The sequence below is a fragment of the Marinobacter adhaerens HP15 genome (assembly GCF_000166295.1).
Lineage (GTDB): Bacteria > Pseudomonadota > Gammaproteobacteria > Pseudomonadales > Oleiphilaceae > Marinobacter > Marinobacter adhaerens.
On record NC_017506.1, the window covers coordinates 235,354 to 256,632 of the forward strand.

The following is a 21,279-nucleotide window of genomic DNA, read 5'->3' on the forward strand; positions in this document are numbered from 1 at the left end:
ATATGCGAGCGTGGACTCTGTCGATCATGACGTTGATGCTGGCTCTGGTTGTGAGCGGTTGCGGTCAGAAAGGTCCGTTGTACCGTGACAGTCAGGCCGCTTCGATAACGTCCGGGCCGGATTCGGCCCAGGAGCAGCCCGATCGCGAAGAAACCCGCGACTAGCGCCATGGCCTCCCGGCCCCGTTAAACGAATCAGGAAACTCATGGATCATTTCAACTACCGCGACGGCGAGCTGTACGCCGAGGATATCCCTGTCTCTGCCATTGCCGATCGTTTTGGCACACCGGCCTACGTGTATTCGCGCGCCACGCTTGAGCGACATTACCGGGCCTATGATGACGCCCTTCGGGATCACCCGCACCTGGTGTGCTACGCCGTTAAAGCCAATAGCAATCTGGCGGTGCTGAACGTTCTCGCGCGGCTCGGTGCCGGCTTTGATATCGTGTCGGCCGGTGAGCTGGAGCGGGTACTGCGGGCCGGTGGTGATCCGTCGCGGGTGGTCTTCTCCGGCGTTGGCAAGCAGGAATGGGAAATGAAGCGGGCCCTTGAAGTGGGCGTGCGCTGCTTCAACGTCGAATCCGATACCGAACTGGACAGGCTCAATGCGGTGGCGGGAGAACTCGGCGTAAAGGCGCCGATCTCTCTGCGGGTGAACCCGGATGTTGATGCCGGTACCCATCCCTATATTTCCACGGGTCTGAAAGAGAACAAGTTCGGGATTGATATTGCCGAAGCGTCGCAGGTCTATGCCCGTGCGGCAGGTATGCCGAATCTCGACGTGAAGGGTGTGGATTGTCACATCGGCTCACAGCTGACGAGCGTGTCACCGTTCCTCGACGCACTGGACCGAGTGCTGGCCCTGATTGATTCCCTGGCGGACCAGGGCATCCACATTCATCACCTGGATATGGGCGGTGGCCTGGGCGTCACCTACAACCAGGAGCAGCCACCACAGCCGTCGGATTACGTGAAAGCGCTGGCCGAGCGCCTGGGTGACCGCAAACTGGAGCTGATTCTGGAGCCCGGCCGATCCATTGCCGCCAACGCTGGCATCCTGGTTACCAGAGTCGAATTCCTGAAGTGCACCGAGCACCGGAATTTTGCCATCATTGATGCCGCCATGAATGATCTGATCCGGCCGGCCCTGTACAGCGCCTGGCAGGCGATTATCCCGGTCAAGCCACACCAGGATGGTGAGGAAAAGGCCTGGGATCTGGTTGGTCCGGTCTGTGAAACCGGCGATTTCCTGGGCAAGGACCGTCACCTGCGCCTGCAGGCCGGGGATCTGCTGGCGGTTCGCTCTGCGGGAGCCTATGGCTTTGTCATGAGCTCAAACTACAACACGCGGAACCGGCCGCCGGAACTCATGGTCGATGGCGACCAGGTGCATGTGGTCCGCCGCCGTGAAACTCTCGAAGACCAGCTCGCACCCGAGAGCTGCCTTCCGGAATGAGCGGGAGCGAGGAGATGACACAGCAACGCCGGACCCAGGGCCCCATGCTTCGATTCACCAAGATGCATGGGCTGGGTAATGATTTTATGGTGGTGGATGCCATCAGCCAGCCTTTTCGTCTGCGCCCCGAGATGATCCGCGAACTGGCCAACAGGAATTTCGGAATTGGCTTCGATCAGTTGCTGGTGGTGGAGCCGCCCGGGCTGCCGGATGTCGATTTCCGCTACCGCATTTTCAATGCGGACGGGTCCGAGGTGGAGCAGTGCGGCAACGGTGCCCGCTGCTTCGCCCGGTTTGTCCGGGACCAGCGACTGACCAACAAAAAGGTCATCCGCGTCCAGACCGCCAAGGGCGTGATCGAGCTCCGTGTCGGCCGGGAAGGCATGGTGATGGTCAATATGGGCGTGCCCGAGTTCAATCCGCCGGCCATTCCGTTCGCCGCCGACCGTCGAAAGGATGTCTACACCGTGGATGTGGACGGCCAGACAGTGGAACTGAGCGCCTTGTCCATGGGTAACCCCCATGGTGTGCTGCTGGTTGAGGATGTAGACCAGGCGCCGGTGGAAACGCTGGGGCCCAAGCTCGAGCGGCATCCCCGCTTCCCGGCACGGGCCAACATCGGGTTTCTCCAGATTCTGGATCGTACCCATGTCCGCCTGCGGGTGTTTGAGCGTGGCTCGGGCGAGACCCTCGCCTGCGGTAGTGGTGCCTGTGCCGCCGTGGTGGCCGGCTGCCTGCGAGGCCTGCTGGATGCCCGCGTGGAAGTGGAATTGCGGGGTGGCCCTCTGGTCATTGAATGGCAGGGTGAAGGGACCCCTGTTATGATGGAAGGGCCTGCAACCAGCGTATTTGAGGGGCAGTTGAGGCTGCCGGGTGATTCTGGTGGTCGTCGACGCAGGAGCGCTCGCCCCCATAAACAACGATCCTGACAGCCAGGAGTACTCCATGACAGAACAAACGGCCCGCCAGAAGGCCGGTGAGCTCACCCGGGAAGAGGTGGCGGATTACCTGCGCGCCAACCCCGATTTCTTCATCGACCAGGACGAGCTGCTGCGCAGCCTGACCCTGCCCCACGACAGTGGCCGGGCCATTTCGCTGGTCGAACGCCAGGTGCATCTGTTCCGGGAGCAGCGGGACACCCTGCGCAGGGAGTTGGTAGAGCTTGTATCCATCGCCCGCCATAACGACCGGTTGTTCGAGAAGAGCAAGCGTTTGCTGATGCAGGTGATTGAAGCGCGGACGCTCAACGATATGGCTGCTGCCATTGATGACAGTATCCGTGGTGATTTCGGTCTCGACGCCGCTTCCGTGTTGTTGTTTACCGATGTTGAGCTGCCTGAGGCCTCTCAAGGCGCCCTGCATGTGGTCAGTCCTTCTGCGGCCCGTGAGCGCCTGGGCAGCCTGCTGGAAGGCGAGAGGGCTGTGTGCGGTCAGTTCCGTGAAAGCGAACGGGAGTTCCTGTTTCCGGACCGTGAAGAACCCATTGCCTCGGTCGCCCTGGTGCCGCTGAGGCATGACGAGCTGGTGGGCGTGTTTGCGGTCGGTAGCTGCCAGCCGGGGTACTTTGACCAGAGCATGGGTTCCCTGTTCCTGAGCTACATCAGCGACACACTCAGCCGCCTGCTGCCGCCCATGGTGCAGCGCCACACAGCGGCTGCTCCGGTCACCGACATGGCGACGGAGTCCCGCTAACGTGTCAGAAGCCCCGGAGAGTCCGGCAGTGCCCAATGAGCTGACCGGGCCGCTGGCGGAATTTATCCGGCACCTGGCTTCTGAAAAACGCCATTCTCCAAGAACCTGCGACAGCTACCACCGCGACCTGCTGCGTCTGGCGGACTGGCTGGGCCGCAGTGGATTCGTTGCCTGGCAACGGGTGACCAACCACGACCTGCGCCGCTACGTCGCGACGCTCAGCCGGGAGGGGTTGTCAGGCCGGAGCATTGCCAGACATCTCTCGGCGACCCGCCGTTTCTACCAGTTCCTGCTCAGGGAGAAGCTGGCATCGGATAATCCGGCGCTGGATATCCGGGCCCCCAAGAGTGGCCGCCGTCTGCCTCGCGTTGCAGATGTGGATCAACTGAATCATCTACTGGACGGACAGCCGGACGATCCCCTGGAAGTGCGGGATCTATGTATGTTCGAACTGATGTATTCTTCCGGGTTGCGGCTGGCGGAGCTGGCAAGCCTGGATCTGGATACCGTCGATGTGCGCAGTGGTGAGGTTCGCGTGATGGGTAAGGGTGGCAAGGAACGCCTACTGCCCGTCGGACGAAAAGCCATTGCAGCCATACAGGCCTGGGTACCGTACAGAGCGGCGTTGGCCAATGACGGTGAGGCTGCCCTGTTCGTCAGCCAGCGGGGCGAACGACTCAGCCACCGAAGTATCCAGGCCCGCCTGAGCCGCTGGGGAATCAGCCGCGGTGCCGACCAGAAGCTCCATCCGCACCTGCTGCGACACTCGTTTGCCAGCCACATGCTTGAATCCAGTGGTGACCTTCGTGCCGTACAGGAACTTCTGGGCCATGCCGACATTGCCACGACCCAGGTCTATACTCATCTTGATTTTCAACATTTGGCCCGGGTTTATGACCAGAGTCACCCCAGAGCACGACGCGATCGGTATCATGGTAAAACCAGTGACGAGAGTTCCTGAGACCAGCACGGGTCATCTAGGGGTTTTTCACACATCAACAGTACAGCAAGGATAGGCGGGAGCGCTCCATGGCATCGGATCAGTCCTGGAAGGAAAAATACCTTCAGGAACTCGAGTCTGCAGACAATCGGGAAAAGCAGTGGAAGGCGGAGCGGAATACCCTTGAACGCATGCTGGTGCGCACCAGTCTCGCCTCCGAAGGCCAGACCCCGGAGCTGGATCGGTTGCTGGCTCGCATCCGGAAGGACCTGCGGAAGAACCGGGTAGATGTGGACGCCTGGAAGGACTTGCAGGATCAGATTGATCGCCAGGTCGCCCTGCTCGATGAGCGCCAGTCGGCCAACGACAGGAAGCCTTCCTTTTTCTCCCGTCTGGCGCGAGAGCCAGAGCAAGAGTCCCAGCAACAGCAGCAACAGGTCAGCGCGGAACCTTTACCGGAAAGCAGCGAGCAGCCTGAGTCCCTCCCGGGCAATGAACAGGATATCGAGGACAACGTCCAGCGGTTGCGCATTGCCCGCCGTGTGGGCCAGCTGTTGGGTCAGATGCTTACCCAGGTCTCCCTTGAGCCCGCCGCCGAGGCCCGGGCACGGGCGCTGCAGCAATCTCTGCTTGCCAGTAACGACTGGAACGAATTGCGCGAAGGCCTGAACCACGTGGCTGAGCTGGTCATCGCTGCAGTTACCCGGAGCAAGCGAGAATTCGAAGCCTTTCTCAAACGCCTTGATGAACGTCTGGAGCTGTTGAAGGAACACTTCTCGGCCCAGTCCTCGGCCCAGTGCGGCCGGCTGGATGCCTCAGAGCACCTTGATCGCGAGATCCGCGAGGAAATTGAGCGGGTCGGGCAACGTTTGCAGGAGAGCGATGACCTTCAGGATCTCAAACAGTCGGTCAGTCGTCATCTTGAGTCCATTGGTCAGGCGGTAGGCCGTTTCCGTACCCAGGAATCCGAGCGCGAGCGTGCGCTCTCCGAGCAGCTTGAGGCCATGCAGGAGAAAGTGGCGGCCATGGAGGCCCACTCCGAGCAGATGCAGGAACAGGTCCGTAAGGAGAGGCTCCGGGCCATGACCGACCTGCTTACCGAGTTGCCCAACCGTGAAGCCTGGCAGGAGCGACTGTCATTCGAGTACAACCGCTGGCAACGCTACAGCCATCCGTTGACCATCGGTGTACTGGATATCGATCTTTTCAAACGGATCAACGACTCCTATGGTCACAAGGCCGGCGACAGGGTGTTGCAGCTGGTTGCGAGAGAGTTCAGGGATCGCTTGCGCACCACGGACTTTGTGGCTCGTTTTGGCGGCGAGGAATTCGTGGTGTTGTTCCCGGAAACCGAACCTTCGGACGCGCGAGCAGTGGTGGACAAGTTGCGGGAACATGTCGGCAAGCTGCCGTTCCACTTCCGCGGCGAGCCGGTCACTGTGACCTTCTCAGCCGGCCTCGCGGGATTCATTGCGGGCGACACCGAGGAGTCGGTGTTCGACCGGGCCGACCGGGCCCTCTATCAGGCCAAGGACGCCGGCCGGGACCAGGTGATGATCAGCGACAGTGCCGATGTTCAGTGACGCATCATTGCGTCCAGCTCGTCGATCACCTCCGCCCAGTCGCTGTCTTCCTCCAGGCCTTCTTCCAGGAAGTGAGACTGGCTTTCGGACCAGATGGGAGCATCCTGGATCGCAACTTCGCTCGGCAGGGGCGAGTACCTGGCGACAAAATCCTCAATGCTTTTGGCGTCGGACGCCAGGCCTAGCTGCTCGAACAGAGTACTGAGGGTGTGTTTGCTGGTGTCCATGGACATTCGTCTCCCGTTGGCCGTTTGCCTGAATGAAATCAATGGCGTTTGCAGGTATTGTTCCCTGAAATGTAGCGGAACCCTTAAGGATATCCAGTGAAGGTTACCCTTGCCTTTCTACTATGCTGCCTGTTGGCGCTGTTTCAATCCCCCCTGCGGGCGGAACCGCCGCAAGCATCGCCGGCCCCCGTGCTAGGCAAAGAGGAGCTGACCTGGCTGGAAGGGCAGGACCGGTTTCGTATCGGTCTTCGCAGCGATCAGGTGCCGCTGGTTTTCGATACCGGCAATGGCGTGCTTGCGGGCACCTACATTGACTACCTTGCCCGGCTCTCCGACAAACTGGGCGTCGCCATGGAACCCATCGTCCTGGAAACCGGGCAGGATAGCGGCCCGGTCAGGAGTGAGCTGGCAACCGACGCGGTTCTGACCACCAGAATGCCGGGGATGCCGGTGGTGCCCGGCAAGCGTTTCACCGATCCCCTGATGTCTCTTACCTATGGCGTGTTCGTCAGCGCCGGCGATGCGGCCATCCGGACCCTTGCCGATCTTGAGGGCAGCCGGATTGCGGTTATTGCCGGTGACCCCAACCAATATCCCATGCTGGACCCCGTCGAGGAGTTTACGCCGGTGCCGGTCAGCAACGTCAGCGAAGCCGTCGGCCAGATCCTTTCGGGGCAGGCCGATGCGTTTCTGGCGCCGGTGCCCGTGGTGTCCGATTACCTCCAGTCGGCGATGGTGAATGGGATCGGTCTGTCGGTACTGCTCGATAACAGCCCGGTAGATGTGGTGTTGCGGGTGGATACCGATCGGGACCTGCTTTACCAGGTGCTGAACAAGGCCATTGCCGCAATCGGCCATAACGAGCACCGCACCATCCGCCAGTCATGGCTGCAGGCCGATCAGCCGTCCCTCGAACGAAGTGGCCTGGAGTTGTCCGGGTCGGATATGGAGTGGCTCAAACAGCATCCGGATCTGAAAGTCGCGTTTCGCGCGGACTGGCCGCCGTTTGAATACACCCAGGACGGCCGGCCCACCGGCCTGGTTCCGGATTTGCTGACCCGGCTGGAAACCGAGCTGAACGTGCGGTTTACGCGCACTGTCGCTGGAAGCCGCATGGATGCTGAAGAGAAGCTGCGTTCGGGCGAGGTGGATATTCTTCCCGGCTTATCCCGGACGCCGCGCACTGAAGAGGCATTTCTGTTTACCCGGGCCTATCTGACCGTGCCCATCGCCCTTGCCATCCGGGACGACGGTCGCTTTATCGGCGATCTCCGGGAACTCCGCACGGAACGGGTGGGTGTGGTGAACCGGCATGCGGCCCACGATTACCTGTTGATCAATCATCCGAACCTGGATCTTTACCCGATGGATACGGTGGAGGAGGGGCTTCTGGCGCTATCCAACGGCGACCTGGATGTCATGGTTACCCATATTCCGGCGGTCAGCTACACAGTCGCCCGGCTGGGACTGTCGAACCTAAGGATTACCAGCATCACTCCCTACCAGTACGACCTGCGACTGGCCGTACGCAAGGACAACCCTGAGCTGCACCGGGTGCTGAACAAGGCGCTGGGCAGTCTCGAAGCCAGCGAGACAGAATCCATCTACAACAGGTGGATTCATCTGGATATCGAGCAGGAGACCGATTACACCGTGGTGCGGCGGGTGGTGCTGATCGCCATCCTGGTCGTGCTGATCTTCCTGTACTGGAACCGCAAGTTGTCGCGGGAGGTGGATGAGCGTATCCGTTCGGAGAATGCCCTGCGCCGGAGCGAAGACGAGTTGCGGGCCGCCAAGCTCGAAGCCGAGAGGTTGGCCCGGGAGGCGGAGGCCGCCAGCCTGGCCAAGAGTGAGTTCCTGGCCAATATGTCCCACGAAATACGAACGCCGATGAACGCGGTGATCGGCTATAGCGATCTGCTCAGCAACAGTGTTACCGACCCGCAGCAGCGCAATTACCTGGACGCCATCCGGGCGGGAAGTCGAAGTCTGCTGATGCTGATCAACGACATTCTGGACCTGTCCCGAATCGAGGCGGGGAAAATGCGGTTGGACTATTCCGCCGTATCGGTCCGTCGTCTCCTGGATGATGTTCGCCACATTTTCGATCTGCGGGCCCGGGAGCAGGGCATAACCCTGGAAGTGAGTGTCGACTCGCGAATGCCCGGCGCCATGATGCTGGATGAAACCCGTCTTCGGCAGGTCCTGTTCAACCTGGTCGGCAACGCCATCAAGTTCACCCACGACGGTGGCGTCACAGTTCGGGCAACTGCAAAGCCGCTCAAGAAGCGGTCGGCAGAAGCGGAACAGAACCCGGAAGCGCCAGAGCGCCAGTATTACAAGTTGATCGTCACGGTCAGCGATAGCGGTATCGGCATCCCGCCGGATCAGGTAGAGCGTATTTTCGATGCCTTTGAGCAGCAGGAGGGGCAGAACACGCGGCGCTATGGTGGAACCGGTCTCGGGTTGGCCATCAGCCGGAAGCTGGCCCGTATGATGGGCGGTGAGCTGGAAGTTGAGAGTGAGCAAGGTTCCGGTTCGGTCTTTACGGTGACCTTGCCCCGGGTTGAGGCGACGGTGGAACAGGCGGAAGACGAGGGCGTTCCCAAGGAATCCGACCGGCTGCTGGCCCAGACTCTCAGTATGCAGGAGCGGGGCTGGCTCAGGGAACAGCTCGCGGCGGATTTTGGTGACGAGTGGGAAGCTGTGAGAGAGAGTGGCGATCCGGAGCAGATGAAAGACTTTGCACGCCGGGTGCTGGCCTGGGGCCAGCGATTCCGCTCACGCTCCGTTACCCGTTACGGGGAGAAGCTGCTTGCGGATGTCGAGGCATTCAACCTGGACGCGGTCAACAGTGCTCTTGAGGCCTTCCCGAAGCTGCTCGGCCGCGAAGAGTAAGAGCCGGGTGGGTTACAGACAATCGAACTGCGAGCGACGGTCGAAAGCGACCGAGACCATGTCGTAACCGGAATCCGAGAGTTGGCGGATCAGGTCGCGGTCTTTCAGCAGAGTCATGCAGACCTTGTGCACGCTGGCCTGAAGCTGTTCAGAGGCCATGTCGTTAGAAGCCAGGCGGAAATCCACAATCAGGTATTTGCGCTCGACCGCCGCGCTGGCGGGGATATCCTGTCGTTCAACGCTCTCGTACCCGATATAGGTCGCCTGGGCTTCCGGAAACACCTGGCTCATGAGTACATCAAGATTTTCGGCATGAACAAGCGGTGCCGACAGCAAAAGGGCTGTGGCAGCGAGGCGAAGTGAGCGTGTGATAGTCATTGGAGGCCACTCCCTGGTGACATTCCGGTTAATTTGTAACCAAGTGTAAAGTTTGGTTACCGTTGATTATTGCAGAGTCTGTCGCATTTTGCGTGATATGTGACATTAATTTTTCAATTGTTTGCAGTCTCGATACAGTGACGACCGGGCTTTCGGGCTCCCGGTCCGATGCACGATCAACTATGATGTGGGTAAGACGGACTTAGAGAGGAAAACGCATGTTTCAGCTTGTCTTTAAAGGGGAATGCGTTCCCGGAACGGATCTGGAAACGGCGCGCAACAATGCCAGAACCCTGTTCAAGGCTTCTCTTGATCAGGTTGATCGCATGTTCAGTGGTCAGCCGGTGGTTATTCGCAACAAGCTGGAAGAGGTTCAGGCTGAAAAATACCGGGCCGTATTGAAAAAGCACGGCATGGTAGCTTATGTCCAGCCGATGGCTGACGCCCGGCCTGCTGCCAGTGCGGCACCACAGCCAGCCCCGTCGGCTCCCGCAAGTCAGCCCCGTCCGCAGCCGACGCCCTCTGCGCCGCCGGCGGATGAGCAGCGCCGTGGGGTTCCTGCAACCGAGCCTGGCGATCGTCTGCCGGTGGCGGGCGAGAAGGTGGATACGATACTTTCCGGCTCCGGTCTGAGTCTGGATCCGGTCGGGGTCAACCTGACAGAGAAGACCGAAGTGGAGCCACCAATGTTCCAGCATCTGGACGAGTGGAGCCTGGCTCCGGCTGGCAGTGATCTGGGTGTCGAGCGTGACCTGCCGCCGCCGATGATACCTGACGTATCCCACCTGTCACTGGCGGACGACGACTCCTCCGAGCGGAAATAACCCAATTGTGAGCCAGTGCAACCCCTGGGGCCGGAATGCCCCTCGACTGATCGCCGTCATCATGATTCTTCTGGCACCACTGGCTTCGGCTGAGGAGCGTCCCAAGGTAGGGCTGGTTCTGAGTGGCGGCGGGGCCAAGGGTATGGCCCATGTTGGCGTGCTGCGGGTTCTGGAGGAAATGCGGGTTCCTGTTGATCTGGTGGTGGGCACCAGCGCGGGTTCCGCAGTCGGTGCCCTGTATGCCAGTGGTATGCCGGTCAGTGACATCGAGCAGCGCTTTATCGAGATGGACTGGCTTTCCAGCTTTCGCGACGATCCCGGCCGGGTCTACAAGCCGGTTCGGCGCAAGCAGGATGACTGGCGGTTTCCGGTGGTCCCGGGCATCGGTGTTCGCGCCGATGGCCTGCGTGTCGGCGGCGGGCTGATTGCCGGGCAGAATCTTGGTTTTATCCTCAACGAGCTGACCCACAACGCCGCCCTGGTTGAAGACTTCGACCGGCTCCCCATTCCCTTCCGGGCGGTTGCCACCGATCTCGAGACCGGTGAGCAGGTGGTCATCGGTGACGGTAACCTGTCCGAGGCCATCCGTGCCAGCATGAGTATTCCCGGGGTATACGCGCCGGTGGAACGTGATGGCCAGTTGCTGGTGGATGGGGGCGTCGCCAACAACCTGCCCATCAGCGTTGCCAGGGATTTGGGCGCCGACATCATCATCGCAGTGGATATTACCGACAGTCTGATGGAAACCGACGAGCTGCGGGGCGCGTTTTCCGTTGTCGGTCAACTCACAACCATCATGACCCGTCGGAACACCGACCAGCAGCTGGATCTGCTCGCCGAAGACGATGTTCTGATCCGCCCCGACCTCGAAGGCTACACCTCCGCTGATTTTTACGATGCGCCGGTTCTGTTTGAGCTGGGCGCCAGCTCGGCCCGGGAACACGGCGTCGAACTGCGTCCGTTGGCATTATCCCGCAAGGCCTGGGCCGATTGGCGCGACAGCGTGTCAGCGCAGGACGCGGGTGCGCGTATCGTGTCACGCATCGAGATCAAAGACAGTCGTCGGTTGGCCCGGGACTTCCTCAAGGAACGAATCCGGCAGAGAATCGGAGAGCCACTGGACACCGCCCGCCTGGAAGCCGACCTCAAACGGATCTACGGGCTTGGCTATTACGAGATTGTGTCCTATTCGACCTCGTCTTTGCCCGAGGGAACCGTTCTGACCATCCGCGTCCAGGAGAAGAGCTGGGGGCCGAACTACCTGTCTTTCGGTTTGAGTTATGAGGATAACTTTGACGGGGAAACCCGGTTCAATCTTGCCTCTTCCCTTCGAATGACCGAGCTCAATGCCCTGGGCGGGGAGTGGCAGACCGGTGTTCAGCTGGGCACCGAGCCCTGGGTTCGCAGCCAGTGGTATCAGCCGCTGGATTACGGCTATGAGCGTTTTCTGGTGCTCGGTGGCGAGTACTCCCGGGATACCTTCAGCCTGTTTGATGCCGCCGGAACCCGCGTTACGGAGGTGGATGTGACCTTCCGGAAAGCGGATCTGGCACTGGGCATGGAAATCGGCGGCAATGCCGAAGTTCGCCTGATCTATGCGCGGGGCTATGCCACGGTTGACGAGCAGATCGGGCAACCGGTAGCGCCGGAGGGGTCGGTGCATCAGGGTGGGCTGGCCGTGCAACTGGTACACGACTCTCTGGACGATACTTTCTATCCTCGCGACGGTGGCTTTGCCGGCCTCCGTGGACGTTTTGAACGGGAGGGCCTGGGATCCGACCGGGAGTTCGATTCGGTAACCGGCCTGGCGCTGGGAACCGGAAGCTGGAAAGGCCTGACCCTGACCGGACTGGTCTTCGGCCATGCGGTAACCCGGGGCACTCCCGGAATTGAAAATGCCGTCCGCCTGGGTGGATTCCGCCGGCTATCGGCATACGCGCCGGGTGAGATTACCGGAGACAACGCGTTAATGGTTTCAGCCTATGCCAGCCAGACCTTTGGCGGCCCGCTGCTGCCCTGGTTCGTTGGCGCCGGATTCGAGGCGGGTAATGCCTGGCCCTCTCTGGATGAGGCGAGCTGGGACAGTTCGGTGAAATCGTCCAGCGTATTCGCCGGCGTGGATACCTTCCTCGGCCCCGTTCAGGTGGCCGCGGCGTACAACAACGAAGACAACTGGACGGCCTACCTGAACATTGGTTTCTCGTTCACCCAGCTCTTTTACTGAGTGCCGTCAGGCCGTTCTGCTGCCGGTCTTTTCAATGGCAGTGAGAACTTGCTGGCATTGTTGCAGGGCATAGCGGTGCAGGATGTCTGCCAGGCGATCCTCATCCCGATCCTTGATGGCACTGATTGACTGTTCCATGTGGGACAGGTTGTCCTCAATGACACGATTGCCTCCTTCCTGGAAGGCGACGAAGGCACAGCGCTTTGCCGAAGGCCAGAGGTCATCAATGGCAGAGACAATGAAGTAGTTGTCGGCATAGGCCAGCGATGCCTTGGTGTACTCAATACCCAGCTCCAGAAACGCCATCAGATCGTTTTTCCTGTAGCAGGCCTGCATCTGCTCATACAGGCTCTCCAGCCGGGCCATATCCTCGGGCTGCCAGTGACGCACCAGCTTGCGACCGGTGTGGGTGAGGTAGAGCTCCAGGGTCTCGTACAGGCTGCGCACGAAGTATTCATCCAGCGGGGTCACGAACGCGCCTTTGCGGGGTACGTTGCGGACCAGATGCCGCTTCTCCAGCAGCAGCAAGCCTTCCCGTATGGATCCATGACTGACGTCCATCTGTTTCGCCATGGCGCCCTCGTAGATCCGTTCACCGGAGCGCAGCTGGCCAAAGGCAATCAGGTTTTCGATGTGGCGTGCGACCTGTTCGGTCAGTGTTTCTCTGGGCTTGAAGGCATTCATGGTGATCTGTCGCTACTGCATACTGGCTGAATCGTCCTGGCATAGTCGCACATCGGCTATTCCGGAGCCAGTGGACGGATGGCCTATAGCAGTGGCGCCAGCAGGCGGACGGCCCGGCAACACAGACGGAACAGGATCGACCGATCCTTGTAGTCGCTCTCGATCATCAGGCGGGAATTGTCCAGATCGTGTTCCAGCATGGATTCCACACTCCGGATGAAATGCCTTGCGGTGGTTATGGCGGTGATCTCGAAATTCAATCGCATCGAGCGGTTGTCCATGTTGGCGGTTCCCACCGCCGCGTATCGATCATCCACCAGGATCACTTTCTGATGCATGAAGCCAGGCTGGTAGCGATAGATGCCGATGCCGGTCTTGCAGGCCTGGACGAGGTAAGAGTAAGCCGCCAGGCCAATCAGGCGGCTGTCCGATTTCTCCGGAATCAGGATTCGTACGTCCACGCCCCGAAGCGCCGCCAACTGAAGGGCGTTCATGATCTGGAAATCCGGAACAAAATAGGGCGAGGCGATCCAGAGCCGGGTGCGGGCATTATTGATGCAATTGAGGAAAAACAGTGTGCAGGTTTCCCAGCTGTCCGCGGGTCCTGTTGGCAGCATCAGCACCTCGTCGTCGCCGGGCTGGTTGTCGACCGGCGCCCAGTCGAGGCTGGGAAAATCGTTGCTGGCCCAGTTCCAGTCTTCCAGCCATGCCAGCTGCAGGCCGGTGACGGCCGGACCCTCAATCCGGCAGTGGGTATCGCGCCAGGGTTCCTGGTCCATGGCAGTGCCCAGGTATTCGTCCCCCAGGTTGATGCCACCCACAAAGCCGATCTTGCCGTCGCAGACCAGCAGTTTCCGGTGGTTCCGGAAATTGATCTGGAACCGCCTCCGGCGGATGTTGCCGTTACCGAACGAGGCCACGCGGGCGCCGGCGGCGGCGAGCTGGTTCAGGTACTTGCGCGGCAGCCAGACGCTGCCAATGTCGTCATACAGAAACCAGACTTCCACACCCTGGGCCAGTTTGCGCTCGAGAATTGACTTGATCCGGCGGCCAACCCGGTCTGACCGCACGATGTAGAACTCCAGGAGGATATAGTGCTCGGCGTCTTCCATGGCTTCGAACAGGGCCTCGAACGTGGCCTCACCGTCCCTGAGCAGGGTACATCGGTTACCATCGGTGAACGGCTGCCGGCCAAGTCGGCAGAGCACCTGAAGTTCGTCGGTGAACCGTTCGCTGGCGGGGATGGGTATGGAGGTTGTTTGCTGCTCGAACCGGTTCAGCAGATTGGTCAGGGATTCGTCGCCAAGCCGTCGGGCTTTCACGTAGCCGCCAAACCGATGCCGCCCGAACAGCACGAACATGGGCACGGCCAGGTAGGGCAGGCCGATCAGGGCAATGACCCAGGCAATGGCGCCCTGTGTCGTCCGATAGGTCAGAAGAATACGGTAAATACAGGCAAATGCGCCCAGGTAAACGGCCCCGACCACCAGTGCAACGAGAGACAGCTCGTCCATCAATGCGCTCCCTCATCTGCCCGGTGGCCGTAGGGCCCCGATGTGCCCAGATGCCGTGCCCGGTACTCTGCCGGTGAGGTGCCGGTCCAGCGCTTGAACGCCCGGCTGAAGGCGCTGAGCTCTGAAAAACCCAGCAGAAAAGCAATCTCACCCAGAGCGTACTGGTCGGCCGCAACATACCTGAGCGCCTTGTCCTGGCGAACCTGCTCAACCAGGCCATGGAAGCTCAGGCCTTCCTTCTTGAGCTTGCGGTAGAGCGTCTGGCGGCTCATATGGCATTGCCGGGCAAGGCTGTCAGCATCGATTCTTTCGGTCGCCATCTGCTTCGAGATCAGTCGACGAATCCTGCGGCCGAACGAGCGGCGGCTCTGAAGCCTCGCCAGCAGCGTATTGACCTGCTTCAGAACTGCCGAATACACGTAGGGATTGCGGCGTGGTATCGGGTGCCCCAGATGCCGGCTGTTGAACGCCAGCCGGGTGATACCGCAGTCAAACCGCACCGGACCACCGAGCAGCTTTTCGTATTCCGCGGCGTACACCGGCGCCGGGTGGGCGATCTCCACCCATTCCGCCCGGATGCCCGGATGAATGAAGTGGCGGGTGCGGGTGATGGCCGCAGCGAGGGTCCGGTCCATATCCTGCCGGCAGTAATGTTCGGCCATGTCCGGTTGCCAGCAGAGAATGGCCTGGTCGGCGGTCTGTTCGAAGCTCAGAAATACCGACTCGTTGATCAGCCGATGCAGGCGCACGTATTGGGTAACGGCTTCACCCAGGGTGTCACAGTTGAAAAACACATGCCCGACCAGTCCCATCCGCTCGGGATCCACCACTTTTCCGGCGTGCAGCCCGACAGCGGGATCTCCCGTTACCAGCTCGGCGTGTTCCCACAGCCGGTAATGGGCATCGGCGGGCACGCGCCGGTCCGGGTCGGTGAGCTCCGACATGGCCAGCCCGGTCAGCTGTTCCACCCGTGGCGCATTGAGAACACCCTGGCGTTCCAGATAGTGAACCAGCGCCAGCGTGCTGGAGGCAGCGACCAGGGGTGCGCTGGTGGAGTCTGATTGGGCAGATGTCACGTTGATAGTTAACGACCTGTCATGATGACTGATACAAAATGTCAAGTGGGTGCAACCGCCTGTCAAGGGTTACCCGTGGCTTTAACGATAGCATCAGGGTATCAGGTTGAAGCAATGGAAAAGCAATCAGGAGGTGTTTTATGGAACAGGAAATCTTCGTACCTCATACCGAGCTTGAGCGTAAAAACGTGATTGAGCTTGCCGAGTATCTGAACAGCATCTTCTACTGCTGATCCTTCAGACGTCACGTCTATGACCTTCAAGCCGGGCTTTGCCCGGCTTTTTTTCGTCCGCGGAAAATGACCGCTAATACCGGCACTTGCTCGCAAGACTGGCAGTGGTAATGTATCCGGTCTGAGAACGCAGACCAATCCGGAGAATGACTGCCCATGACTGTTGCGCTGAACCACCGTATTACCGGCGAAGGCCCGCCTCTGATATTGCTGCACGGGCTGTTCGGCTCCCTGGACAACCTGGGGGGTATCGCCCGCCGTCTGGAAGACCAGTGGCAGATTCACGCACTGGACGAGCGCAACCACGGGAGTTCGCCCCACACGGATACCATGGACTATCCGGCCATGGCCGCCGACGTCATCGCCTACATGGACGCCCAGGCCCTGGACAAGGTGAGCCTGCTGGGTCATTCCATGGGTGGCAAGGTGGCGATGCAGGTTGCCCTCCAGGCGCCGGAGCGTGTGGAAAAACTGATCGTGGCCGACATTGCCCCGGTAAACTACAAACCCCGGCACGATGCTATTCTGGAAGGGTTGACCAGCATGGATCTGACCGGTGTGCGTTCCCGTCAGGACGCAGACAGGCTGATGGCAGATTTTGTCGAAGAGCCGGGTGTTCGCCAGTTCCTGCTGAAAAACCTGGAACGGATTCCCCGCGAAGACCAGCAGGAGGGCGGGCCAATGTTCCGGTGGCGGCTCAACCTGCCGGTTATCGATGCCTGCTATGAGCATCTGGCCAGGGCGCCGGAGGGTGATGGCCCGTTTGATGGTCCTGTGCTGTTTCTGAAGGGCGCGGATTCGGCCTACATCCAGGAAAAACACCGGGATGATATCCAGCGACTGTTCCCGCAGGCACAGCTGCGTATTATCCAGGGGACCGGCCACTGGCTGCACGCTGAGAAAGCCGACTCCTTTGCTGCCCTGTGCCGTCGTTTCCTCAGCGCCGATGAATGATGGTGCCCTGCGTAGGGCATTTTCCTGCTCACCGGCCCGTCTGCTAAGGTGGGCCAATCGCTGACACACGGAATGGACATAACAACAGGCGGGCAGATTGTATGAAATGGCTGATGGTGGGTTTGCTGGTTGTCTTCCTGCTGCTTGGCAGTTTCCTGCTGACTCCGTCGCCCGTCGACAGCAAAGCCTGGAACCCGCCATCGCCACCTCCGCTGACCGGTGAGGTTGCGCCAAATGAGCGCCTGAGGCTTGCGGACCTGATCGCCAGGGGCCAGGTATACGGCCCCGAGGACACAGCCGTGAGCGAGGATGGTGTGCTTTATACCGGCACCCAGGATGGCTTCATCGTGCGGGTGTTCCCGGATGGCCGGGTTGAAAACTGGTTGTCCACCGATGGTCGGCCCCTGGGCATGGTTTTTGACAGCCAGGGCAATCTCATCGTTGCAGATTCCTGGCGGGGGCTGCTGTCTATCAGTCCTGAGGGCGAGATCACCGTACTGGCCCGCGAGGCGGAGGGAACGCTGTTCCGCTTCACCGATGACGTCGACATTGCCGATGACGGGCGCATTTACTTCACCGACGCCAGCTCCAAGTTCCATCAGCCGGAATATATGCTGGATCTTCTGGAAATGCGTCCCCATGGCCGCCTGCTCCGCTACTCTCCAAAAACCGGCAAGGCCGAGGTTCTCCTGGCCAACCTGCATTTTGCCAATGGTGTTGCGGTATCTCCGGAGGGCGACTATGTGCTGGTTAACGAAACCTGGAAATACCGCATCCTTCGATACTGGATTCAAGGGCCCAAAGCCGGCCAGGCGGAAGTCTTTGCCGACAATCTGCCCGGTTTTCCCGACAACCTCGCGGTGGATGATCAGGGGCGCTACTGGGTGGCGTTTCCTACCCTCAGAGATTCGAGGATGGACGCCATGCACCCCCGGCCCTGGCTCAAGGATCTGGTGGCTAAACTCCCGAGCAGCCTGAAACCTGCACCACAAGAATATGGTCTTGTGATCGCGTTCGACCGGGACGGTGAGGTTATTACCAGTCTCCACGACACTCGCGGGACCCATCTGCAGGAAATCACCTCGGTGAATCCTCACGATGGCAACCTGTACTTTGGTTCACTTCACAATGATCGTATTGGTCGGCTACCGTTGCAGGCCATTCCGGGTCTGGGGGACAGCAACTGATGCAGCAACACGATATTGACTGGGATTTGCCGGCGCCTTTCACGATCGAGATAGCGGTGCGGCCCGAGGATACCGATCGGCTTGGGCACGCCAACAACGTTGTTTACGTACGGTGGCTGGAAGACGTCAGCTGGGCCCACATAGAAAGCCTGGGTATGACCTGGGAGCTGCACGAGAAAACCGGCAAGGCGATGGCCATTACCCGCACGGAAATCGATTACCTGGCCTCGGCGAACGCCGGCGATCAACTGGTTCTGGGGACCTGGCTCACCGATTATGATGGTCGGTTCCGGTCTGCACGGCAGTTCCAGCTCGTTCGTCCCTCGGATGGCAAGACGCTGGTCAGGGCCGTTTCCACTCACGCCTGTGTTGATCTGAAAACCCAGCGGCCTGCCCGTGCGCCCAAAGAGTTCGCCGAGATTCTCGGTTCCGCTGTGGTAGCCGGAGGCAAAGGGCTGTAGGTCACCCGAGGTCTTTTGTGCTTTACTTCAGCTAATCTTGTTCAAAGCCAATCCCGTTTAACCTGTTGTCCGGAGATCTTCATGGAAAATACTGCCGATCAGAACGCTGAAGCCACGATGCGCCATGTGATCTACGATCGCTTTGGTGAGCGTGACGTCCTGCAAGTGGTTTCGGCCGATGTGCCAGTCCCCGGAGACGATCAGGTGCTCGTCAGAGTGCACGGTGCCGGACTTAATCCGATCGACTGGAAAACCCGGAAGGGGCTTGGTTTCGCGGCGCGGCAGATCGAGAATTCGTTGCCATGGACGCCTGGTTACGATGTCGCCGGAGAGGTTGTCGGAGTGGGTGCTAACGTGACCACCCTTGCCCCCGGTGACCGTGTCATGGGCATGGTCGGATTCCCGGCCGGCGGTGGCGGTTATGCGCAGTATGCCCTGGCCGCGGCCGATGAACTGGCCATCGTGCCGGAAGAACTGGACCTGGTGTCTGCAGGTGCCTTGCCCCTGGCGGCACTGACCGCATGGCAGGCTCTGTTCGAGATGGCGAAACTGGAGTCGGGGCAGAAAATCCTGATCCACGCCGGCGCCGGTGGCGTGGGCCATTTTGCGGTGCAGTTTGCATTGGAGCGCGGTGCCCATGTCATTGCAACGGCCTCGGCCAGTAAACGGGATTTCCTGGCGGAACTCGGGGTCCACGAGGTGATTGACTACCGCAACACGGATATCGCCGAAGAGTGCTATGGTCTGGACGTGGTACTGGACCTTGTTGGCGGTGATACCGGCAAACGCTCCCTGCACACGCTCGGCGAACATGGAGTCCTCGTGACCATCCCGACGGTTACCGCCGACGAGATCATCAGTGCTGCCGAGGAAATGGGTTTACGCGCCCATGGCATGACTGTGCGTCCCGACGTATTTCACCTGGATGAGATTGCCGAGCTGATTGAGGACGGTGACGTCAAGGTGCACATCGAAAAAGCGTTCGCGCTGGACGATGTCGCGCAGGCCCACGAACTGCTGGAAGGCGGGCACGTGCGCGGCAAGCTGGTGCTAGATTGTCGATGAGGGTTCCTGATCGGCCGGTTGATCCTGGCTGGCCGATGGTTCTCCTCCCTCTTTCTCCTTGCGCTCCTTGCGGGCCTGGGGCGGTACCAGGCTGATAAGGATCCAGTCGTTTTCCGGTTTCAGGTCTTTCATGCTGCAAACCGGGGCGACGTGTTCCTTACTGTCGAACGTGAACAGCACCAGGGCCTGGTTCTGGTATTTGTTCAGGAACTCCTCGTAACCGAATTCCTCGCTCAACTGGGTGGTCTTTACGGTGTAGCCCTGGCTCACCAGACTGGCCAGCTTGGCGTAGCTGACGCCATCGAACAGGCCCCGGGTCATCTGTATTTTTTCAGCCGTCTGATGCCGGGCCTTCTGGTCCTGATCACCTTCGGCCAGGCTGAACACGCACTTGTTCCCGAACCAGTCCAGGAAGTGGTACGTGGCCAGTGAGTTCATGTGCTTGTACGGGGAGATCACCAGCAGCTTGCCGATGCCTGTCAGGTCCAGATGGGTCGAGGCATGCTCGGAAACCGGGTTGCCGAAGTACACCTGCAGGTTCTCCATGCGGGCCTGACGGACGTTTTCCCAGTTGGTGTCCGCCAGGGTCACGGGCACCTCATACTTTTTCAGGGCCATGCCAATCATTCGGGCCACCGGATTGGCGCCCAGGATCAGGAAGCCGTATTCCGCTGGTTCCGCGACCTTCAACAGGCGGGCCACCGGCCGTGCGGTGAGGCTCTGCAGAGTAACGGTGGCGATAATCAGCATAAACACCAGGGGTACCAGGGCGCCGGCACTCTCATAACCCAGCTTCTGCAGCTGGAAAGCGAACAGCGCTGACACCGCGGCGGCGACGATGCCCCGGGGGGCGATCCAGCTCAGAAATAGCTTTTCCCGCAAGTTCAGGTTGGTGCCGATGGCCGACAGGAAAATACTCAGGGGGCGGGCTACCAGCATCAGCAGGGCCAGCACAGCCACCAGGCCCCGACCCAATTCGGCAATTGCCGCAAACTCAACTCGCGCCGCCAGAATAATGAACAGGGCGGATATCAGCAGAACGCTCAGGGATTCCTTGAACTCGAGGATGCTCTCTATGGGCACCTGCTTCATGTTGGCCATCCAGATGCCCATGATGGTCACGGTCAGCAGGCCAGACTCATGGGCCAGTTCGTTCGAAATGGCATAGACGCCGAGCATGAAAGTGAGTGTGCCAGCGTTATGCAGGTACTGCGGAATCCAGTGCTTGCGCAATACGATGCCGTTGAGATACCCGGCCACGGCACCGATCACAAAACCCACAGCCAGGGTTTTTCCAAAGATATACAACGAGTGGCCAAACACGTTGCCCTGGCCCCAGGAGACAATCCCCTCGAATACCAGAACCGCCAGCAGAGCGCCAACGGGGTCAATGATGATGCCTTCCCAGCGCAGTATGTTGGCCAGTTTCGAATCGGGTCGCACGGAGCGCAGCAGCGGCGCGATAACCGTCGGGCCGGTGACAATCGAGATGGCGCCAAACAGCAGGGCGACTGCCCAGGAGACATCCAGAAGCCAGCGGGCAGCCAGGGTGCCGATGATGCAGGTGACGATAGAACCGACCGGAATGAGGTTGCGGACCATTTTGCCATGGCCCCGTATCTCCTCGTAGCGCAGGGTCAGGCTGCCCTCAAACAGGATGATGGCAACGGCCAGGGAAATAACCGGAAACAGCAGATCGCCGAACACCACTTCCGGTGCCAGAAAACCCAGAACAGGCCCGGCCGCAATGCCACCCGCCAACAGGAAAAGGATGGCGGGCATACGCACGCGCCAGGCAAGCCACTGGCAGAACAATGATAAAACGCCAATGCTGGCAAGAAGCAGGACAGTGCTGACTGGCATAATGGTTTCAGTTCCGTTGA

The 21,279-nt window shown here is 60.1% G+C and carries 19 protein-coding genes; 13 read left to right on the forward strand and 6 right to left on the reverse strand.

Features of this window, described 5'->3' with window-relative positions; translation table 11 throughout:
• Positions 1 to 2 precede the first annotated feature (2 nt).
• The 6 genes from lptM (at position 3) to HP15_RS01205 (ending at position 5,671) form a co-directional block, all read left to right on the forward strand.
• Positions 3 to 164 carry an LPS translocon maturation chaperone LptM gene (lptM, locus tag HP15_RS21820; protein ID WP_227497818.1) on the forward strand — a complete coding sequence of 54 codons (162 nt, stop codon included), beginning with the start codon at positions 3 to 5 and terminating at the stop codon, positions 162 to 164.
• A 41-nt stretch (positions 165 to 205) separates the two neighbouring features.
• Positions 206 to 1,456, forward strand: a complete 1,251-nt coding sequence (lysA, locus tag HP15_RS01185; protein ID WP_014575857.1) for a diaminopimelate decarboxylase — start codon at positions 206 to 208, stop codon at positions 1,454 to 1,456.
• A 14-nt stretch (positions 1,457 to 1,470) separates the two neighbouring features.
• The gene (gene dapF, locus HP15_RS01190; protein WP_008173211.1) at positions 1,471 to 2,385 is read left to right on the forward strand and encodes a diaminopimelate epimerase; all 915 of its coding nucleotides are present in this window, start codon (positions 1,471 to 1,473) and stop codon (positions 2,383 to 2,385) included.
• Positions 2,386 to 2,401: 16 nt separating this feature from the next.
• Complete coding sequence (locus tag HP15_RS01195; RefSeq protein WP_008173212.1) at positions 2,402 to 3,148, forward strand: DUF484 family protein; 747 nt, start codon at positions 2,402 to 2,404, stop codon at positions 3,146 to 3,148.
• A gap of 28 nt (positions 3,149 to 3,176) precedes the next feature.
• Positions 3,177 to 4,109 carry a tyrosine recombinase XerC gene (gene xerC / locus HP15_RS01200; protein ID WP_014575858.1) on the forward strand — a complete coding sequence of 311 codons (933 nt, stop codon included), beginning with the start codon at positions 3,177 to 3,179 and terminating at the stop codon, positions 4,107 to 4,109.
• Positions 4,110 to 4,177: 68 nt separating this feature from the next.
• Complete coding sequence (locus tag HP15_RS01205) at positions 4,178 to 5,671, forward strand: GGDEF domain-containing protein (RefSeq protein WP_008173222.1); 1,494 nt, start codon at positions 4,178 to 4,180, stop codon at positions 5,669 to 5,671.
• Here the strand turns inward: HP15_RS01205 and HP15_RS01210 are convergent.
• Positions 5,665 to 5,898: a DUF2789 domain-containing protein gene (locus HP15_RS01210; protein WP_008173223.1), complete on the reverse strand. Its 234-nt coding sequence runs from the start codon at positions 5,896 to 5,898 to the stop codon at positions 5,665 to 5,667. The genes HP15_RS01205 and HP15_RS01210 overlap by 7 nt on opposite strands.
• Before the next feature lie 96 nt (positions 5,899 to 5,994).
• Between HP15_RS01210 and HP15_RS01215 the strand changes: the two genes are divergently transcribed.
• Positions 5,995 to 8,796 (forward strand): ATP-binding protein, encoded by a 2,802-nt coding sequence (locus HP15_RS01215; RefSeq protein ID WP_008173225.1) that lies wholly within the window; start codon positions 5,995 to 5,997, stop codon positions 8,794 to 8,796.
• Between the two features lie 12 nt (positions 8,797 to 8,808).
• Here the strand turns inward: HP15_RS01215 and HP15_RS01220 are convergent, their stop codons facing one another.
• Complete coding sequence (locus HP15_RS01220) at positions 8,809 to 9,174, reverse strand: hypothetical protein (RefSeq protein WP_008173227.1); 366 nt, start codon at positions 9,172 to 9,174, stop codon at positions 8,809 to 8,811.
• A gap of 218 nt (positions 9,175 to 9,392) precedes the next feature.
• On the opposite strand from HP15_RS01220, the gene HP15_RS01225 reads away from it, so the two are divergent.
• On the forward strand, positions 9,393 to 9,998 hold the full coding sequence (locus HP15_RS01225; RefSeq protein ID WP_014575862.1) for a hypothetical protein: 606 nt from the start codon (positions 9,393 to 9,395) through the stop codon (positions 9,996 to 9,998).
• Between the two features lie 7 nt (positions 9,999 to 10,005).
• On the forward strand, positions 10,006 to 12,222 hold the full coding sequence (locus HP15_RS01230) for a patatin-like phospholipase family protein (RefSeq protein WP_014575863.1): 2,217 nt from the start codon (positions 10,006 to 10,008) through the stop codon (positions 12,220 to 12,222).
• 6 nt (positions 12,223 to 12,228) lie between these two features.
• Here the strand turns inward: HP15_RS01230 and HP15_RS01235 are convergent, their stop codons facing one another.
• From HP15_RS01235 to HP15_RS01245, 3 genes are all read right to left on the reverse strand, one after another.
• Positions 12,229 to 12,906: a GntR family transcriptional regulator gene (locus tag HP15_RS01235; RefSeq protein WP_008173234.1), complete on the reverse strand. Its 678-nt coding sequence runs from the start codon at positions 12,904 to 12,906 to the stop codon at positions 12,229 to 12,231.
• Between the two features lie 83 nt (positions 12,907 to 12,989).
• Positions 12,990 to 14,420 (reverse strand): cardiolipin synthase, encoded by a 1,431-nt coding sequence (gene cls, locus HP15_RS01240; protein WP_014575864.1) that lies wholly within the window; start codon positions 14,418 to 14,420, stop codon positions 12,990 to 12,992.
• Complete coding sequence (locus tag HP15_RS01245; RefSeq protein WP_014575865.1) at positions 14,420 to 15,496, reverse strand: AraC family transcriptional regulator; 1,077 nt, start codon at positions 15,494 to 15,496, stop codon at positions 14,420 to 14,422. Before HP15_RS01245 ends, cls begins: the two co-directional genes overlap by 1 nt.
• 389 nt (positions 15,497 to 15,885) lie before the next feature.
• Between HP15_RS01245 and HP15_RS01250 the strand changes: the two genes are divergently transcribed.
• The 4 genes from HP15_RS01250 to HP15_RS01265 all read left to right on the forward strand — a co-directional run bounded on the left by HP15_RS01250 (position 15,886) and on the right by HP15_RS01265 (position 19,396).
• Positions 15,886 to 16,683: an alpha/beta fold hydrolase gene (locus tag HP15_RS01250; protein WP_014575867.1), complete on the forward strand. Its 798-nt coding sequence runs from the start codon at positions 15,886 to 15,888 to the stop codon at positions 16,681 to 16,683.
• A 101-nt stretch (positions 16,684 to 16,784) separates the two neighbouring features.
• Positions 16,785 to 17,870 (forward strand): SMP-30/gluconolactonase/LRE family protein, encoded by a 1,086-nt coding sequence (locus HP15_RS01255; protein WP_014575868.1) that lies wholly within the window; start codon positions 16,785 to 16,787, stop codon positions 17,868 to 17,870.
• The gene (locus HP15_RS01260; protein WP_014575869.1) at positions 17,870 to 18,331 is read left to right on the forward strand and encodes an acyl-CoA thioesterase; all 462 of its coding nucleotides are present in this window, start codon (positions 17,870 to 17,872) and stop codon (positions 18,329 to 18,331) included. Before HP15_RS01255 ends, HP15_RS01260 begins: the two co-directional genes overlap by 1 nt.
• 81 nt (positions 18,332 to 18,412) lie before the next feature.
• Positions 18,413 to 19,396, forward strand: coding sequence for an NADP-dependent oxidoreductase (locus tag HP15_RS01265; RefSeq protein ID WP_014575870.1), 984 nt, complete (start codon positions 18,413 to 18,415; stop codon positions 19,394 to 19,396).
• Here the strand turns inward: HP15_RS01265 and HP15_RS01270 are convergent.
• Complete coding sequence (locus HP15_RS01270; protein ID WP_014575871.1) at positions 19,382 to 21,259, reverse strand: cation:proton antiporter; 1,878 nt, start codon at positions 21,257 to 21,259, stop codon at positions 19,382 to 19,384. The genes HP15_RS01265 and HP15_RS01270 overlap by 15 nt on opposite strands.
• Positions 21,260 to 21,279 lie beyond the last annotated feature (20 nt).

Coding starts and splice junctions, on each gene's coding strand:
- HP15_RS01260 (WP_014575869.1), top strand. CDS start 17,870: ATGCAGCAACACGATATTGACTGGGATTTGCCGGCGCCTTTCACGATC.
- lptM (WP_227497818.1), top strand. CDS start 3: ATGCGAGCGTGGACTCTGTCGATCATGACGTTGATGCTGGCTCTGGTT.
- HP15_RS01225 (WP_014575862.1), top strand. CDS start 9,393: ATGTTTCAGCTTGTCTTTAAAGGGGAATGCGTTCCCGGAACGGATCTG.
- cls (WP_014575864.1), bottom strand. CDS start 14,420: ATGGACGAGCTGTCTCTCGTTGCACTGGTGGTCGGGGCCGTTTACCTG.
- HP15_RS01235 (WP_008173234.1), bottom strand. CDS start 12,906: ATGAATGCCTTCAAGCCCAGAGAAACACTGACCGAACAGGTCGCACGC.
- HP15_RS01250 (WP_014575867.1), top strand. CDS start 15,886: ATGACTGTTGCGCTGAACCACCGTATTACCGGCGAAGGCCCGCCTCTG.
- HP15_RS01195 (WP_008173212.1), top strand. CDS start 2,402: ATGACAGAACAAACGGCCCGCCAGAAGGCCGGTGAGCTCACCCGGGAA.
- HP15_RS01255 (WP_014575868.1), top strand. CDS start 16,785: ATGAAATGGCTGATGGTGGGTTTGCTGGTTGTCTTCCTGCTGCTTGGC.
- lysA (WP_014575857.1), top strand. CDS start 206: ATGGATCATTTCAACTACCGCGACGGCGAGCTGTACGCCGAGGATATC.
- HP15_RS01270 (WP_014575871.1), bottom strand. CDS start 21,259: ATGCCAGTCAGCACTGTCCTGCTTCTTGCCAGCATTGGCGTTTTATCA.
- dapF (WP_008173211.1), top strand. CDS start 1,471: ATGACACAGCAACGCCGGACCCAGGGCCCCATGCTTCGATTCACCAAG.
- HP15_RS01265 (WP_014575870.1), top strand. CDS start 18,413: ATGGAAAATACTGCCGATCAGAACGCTGAAGCCACGATGCGCCATGTG.
- HP15_RS01205 (WP_008173222.1), top strand. CDS start 4,178: ATGGCATCGGATCAGTCCTGGAAGGAAAAATACCTTCAGGAACTCGAG.
- HP15_RS01210 (WP_008173223.1), bottom strand. CDS start 5,898: ATGGACACCAGCAAACACACCCTCAGTACTCTGTTCGAGCAGCTAGGC.
- HP15_RS01220 (WP_008173227.1), bottom strand. CDS start 9,174: ATGACTATCACACGCTCACTTCGCCTCGCTGCCACAGCCCTTTTGCTG.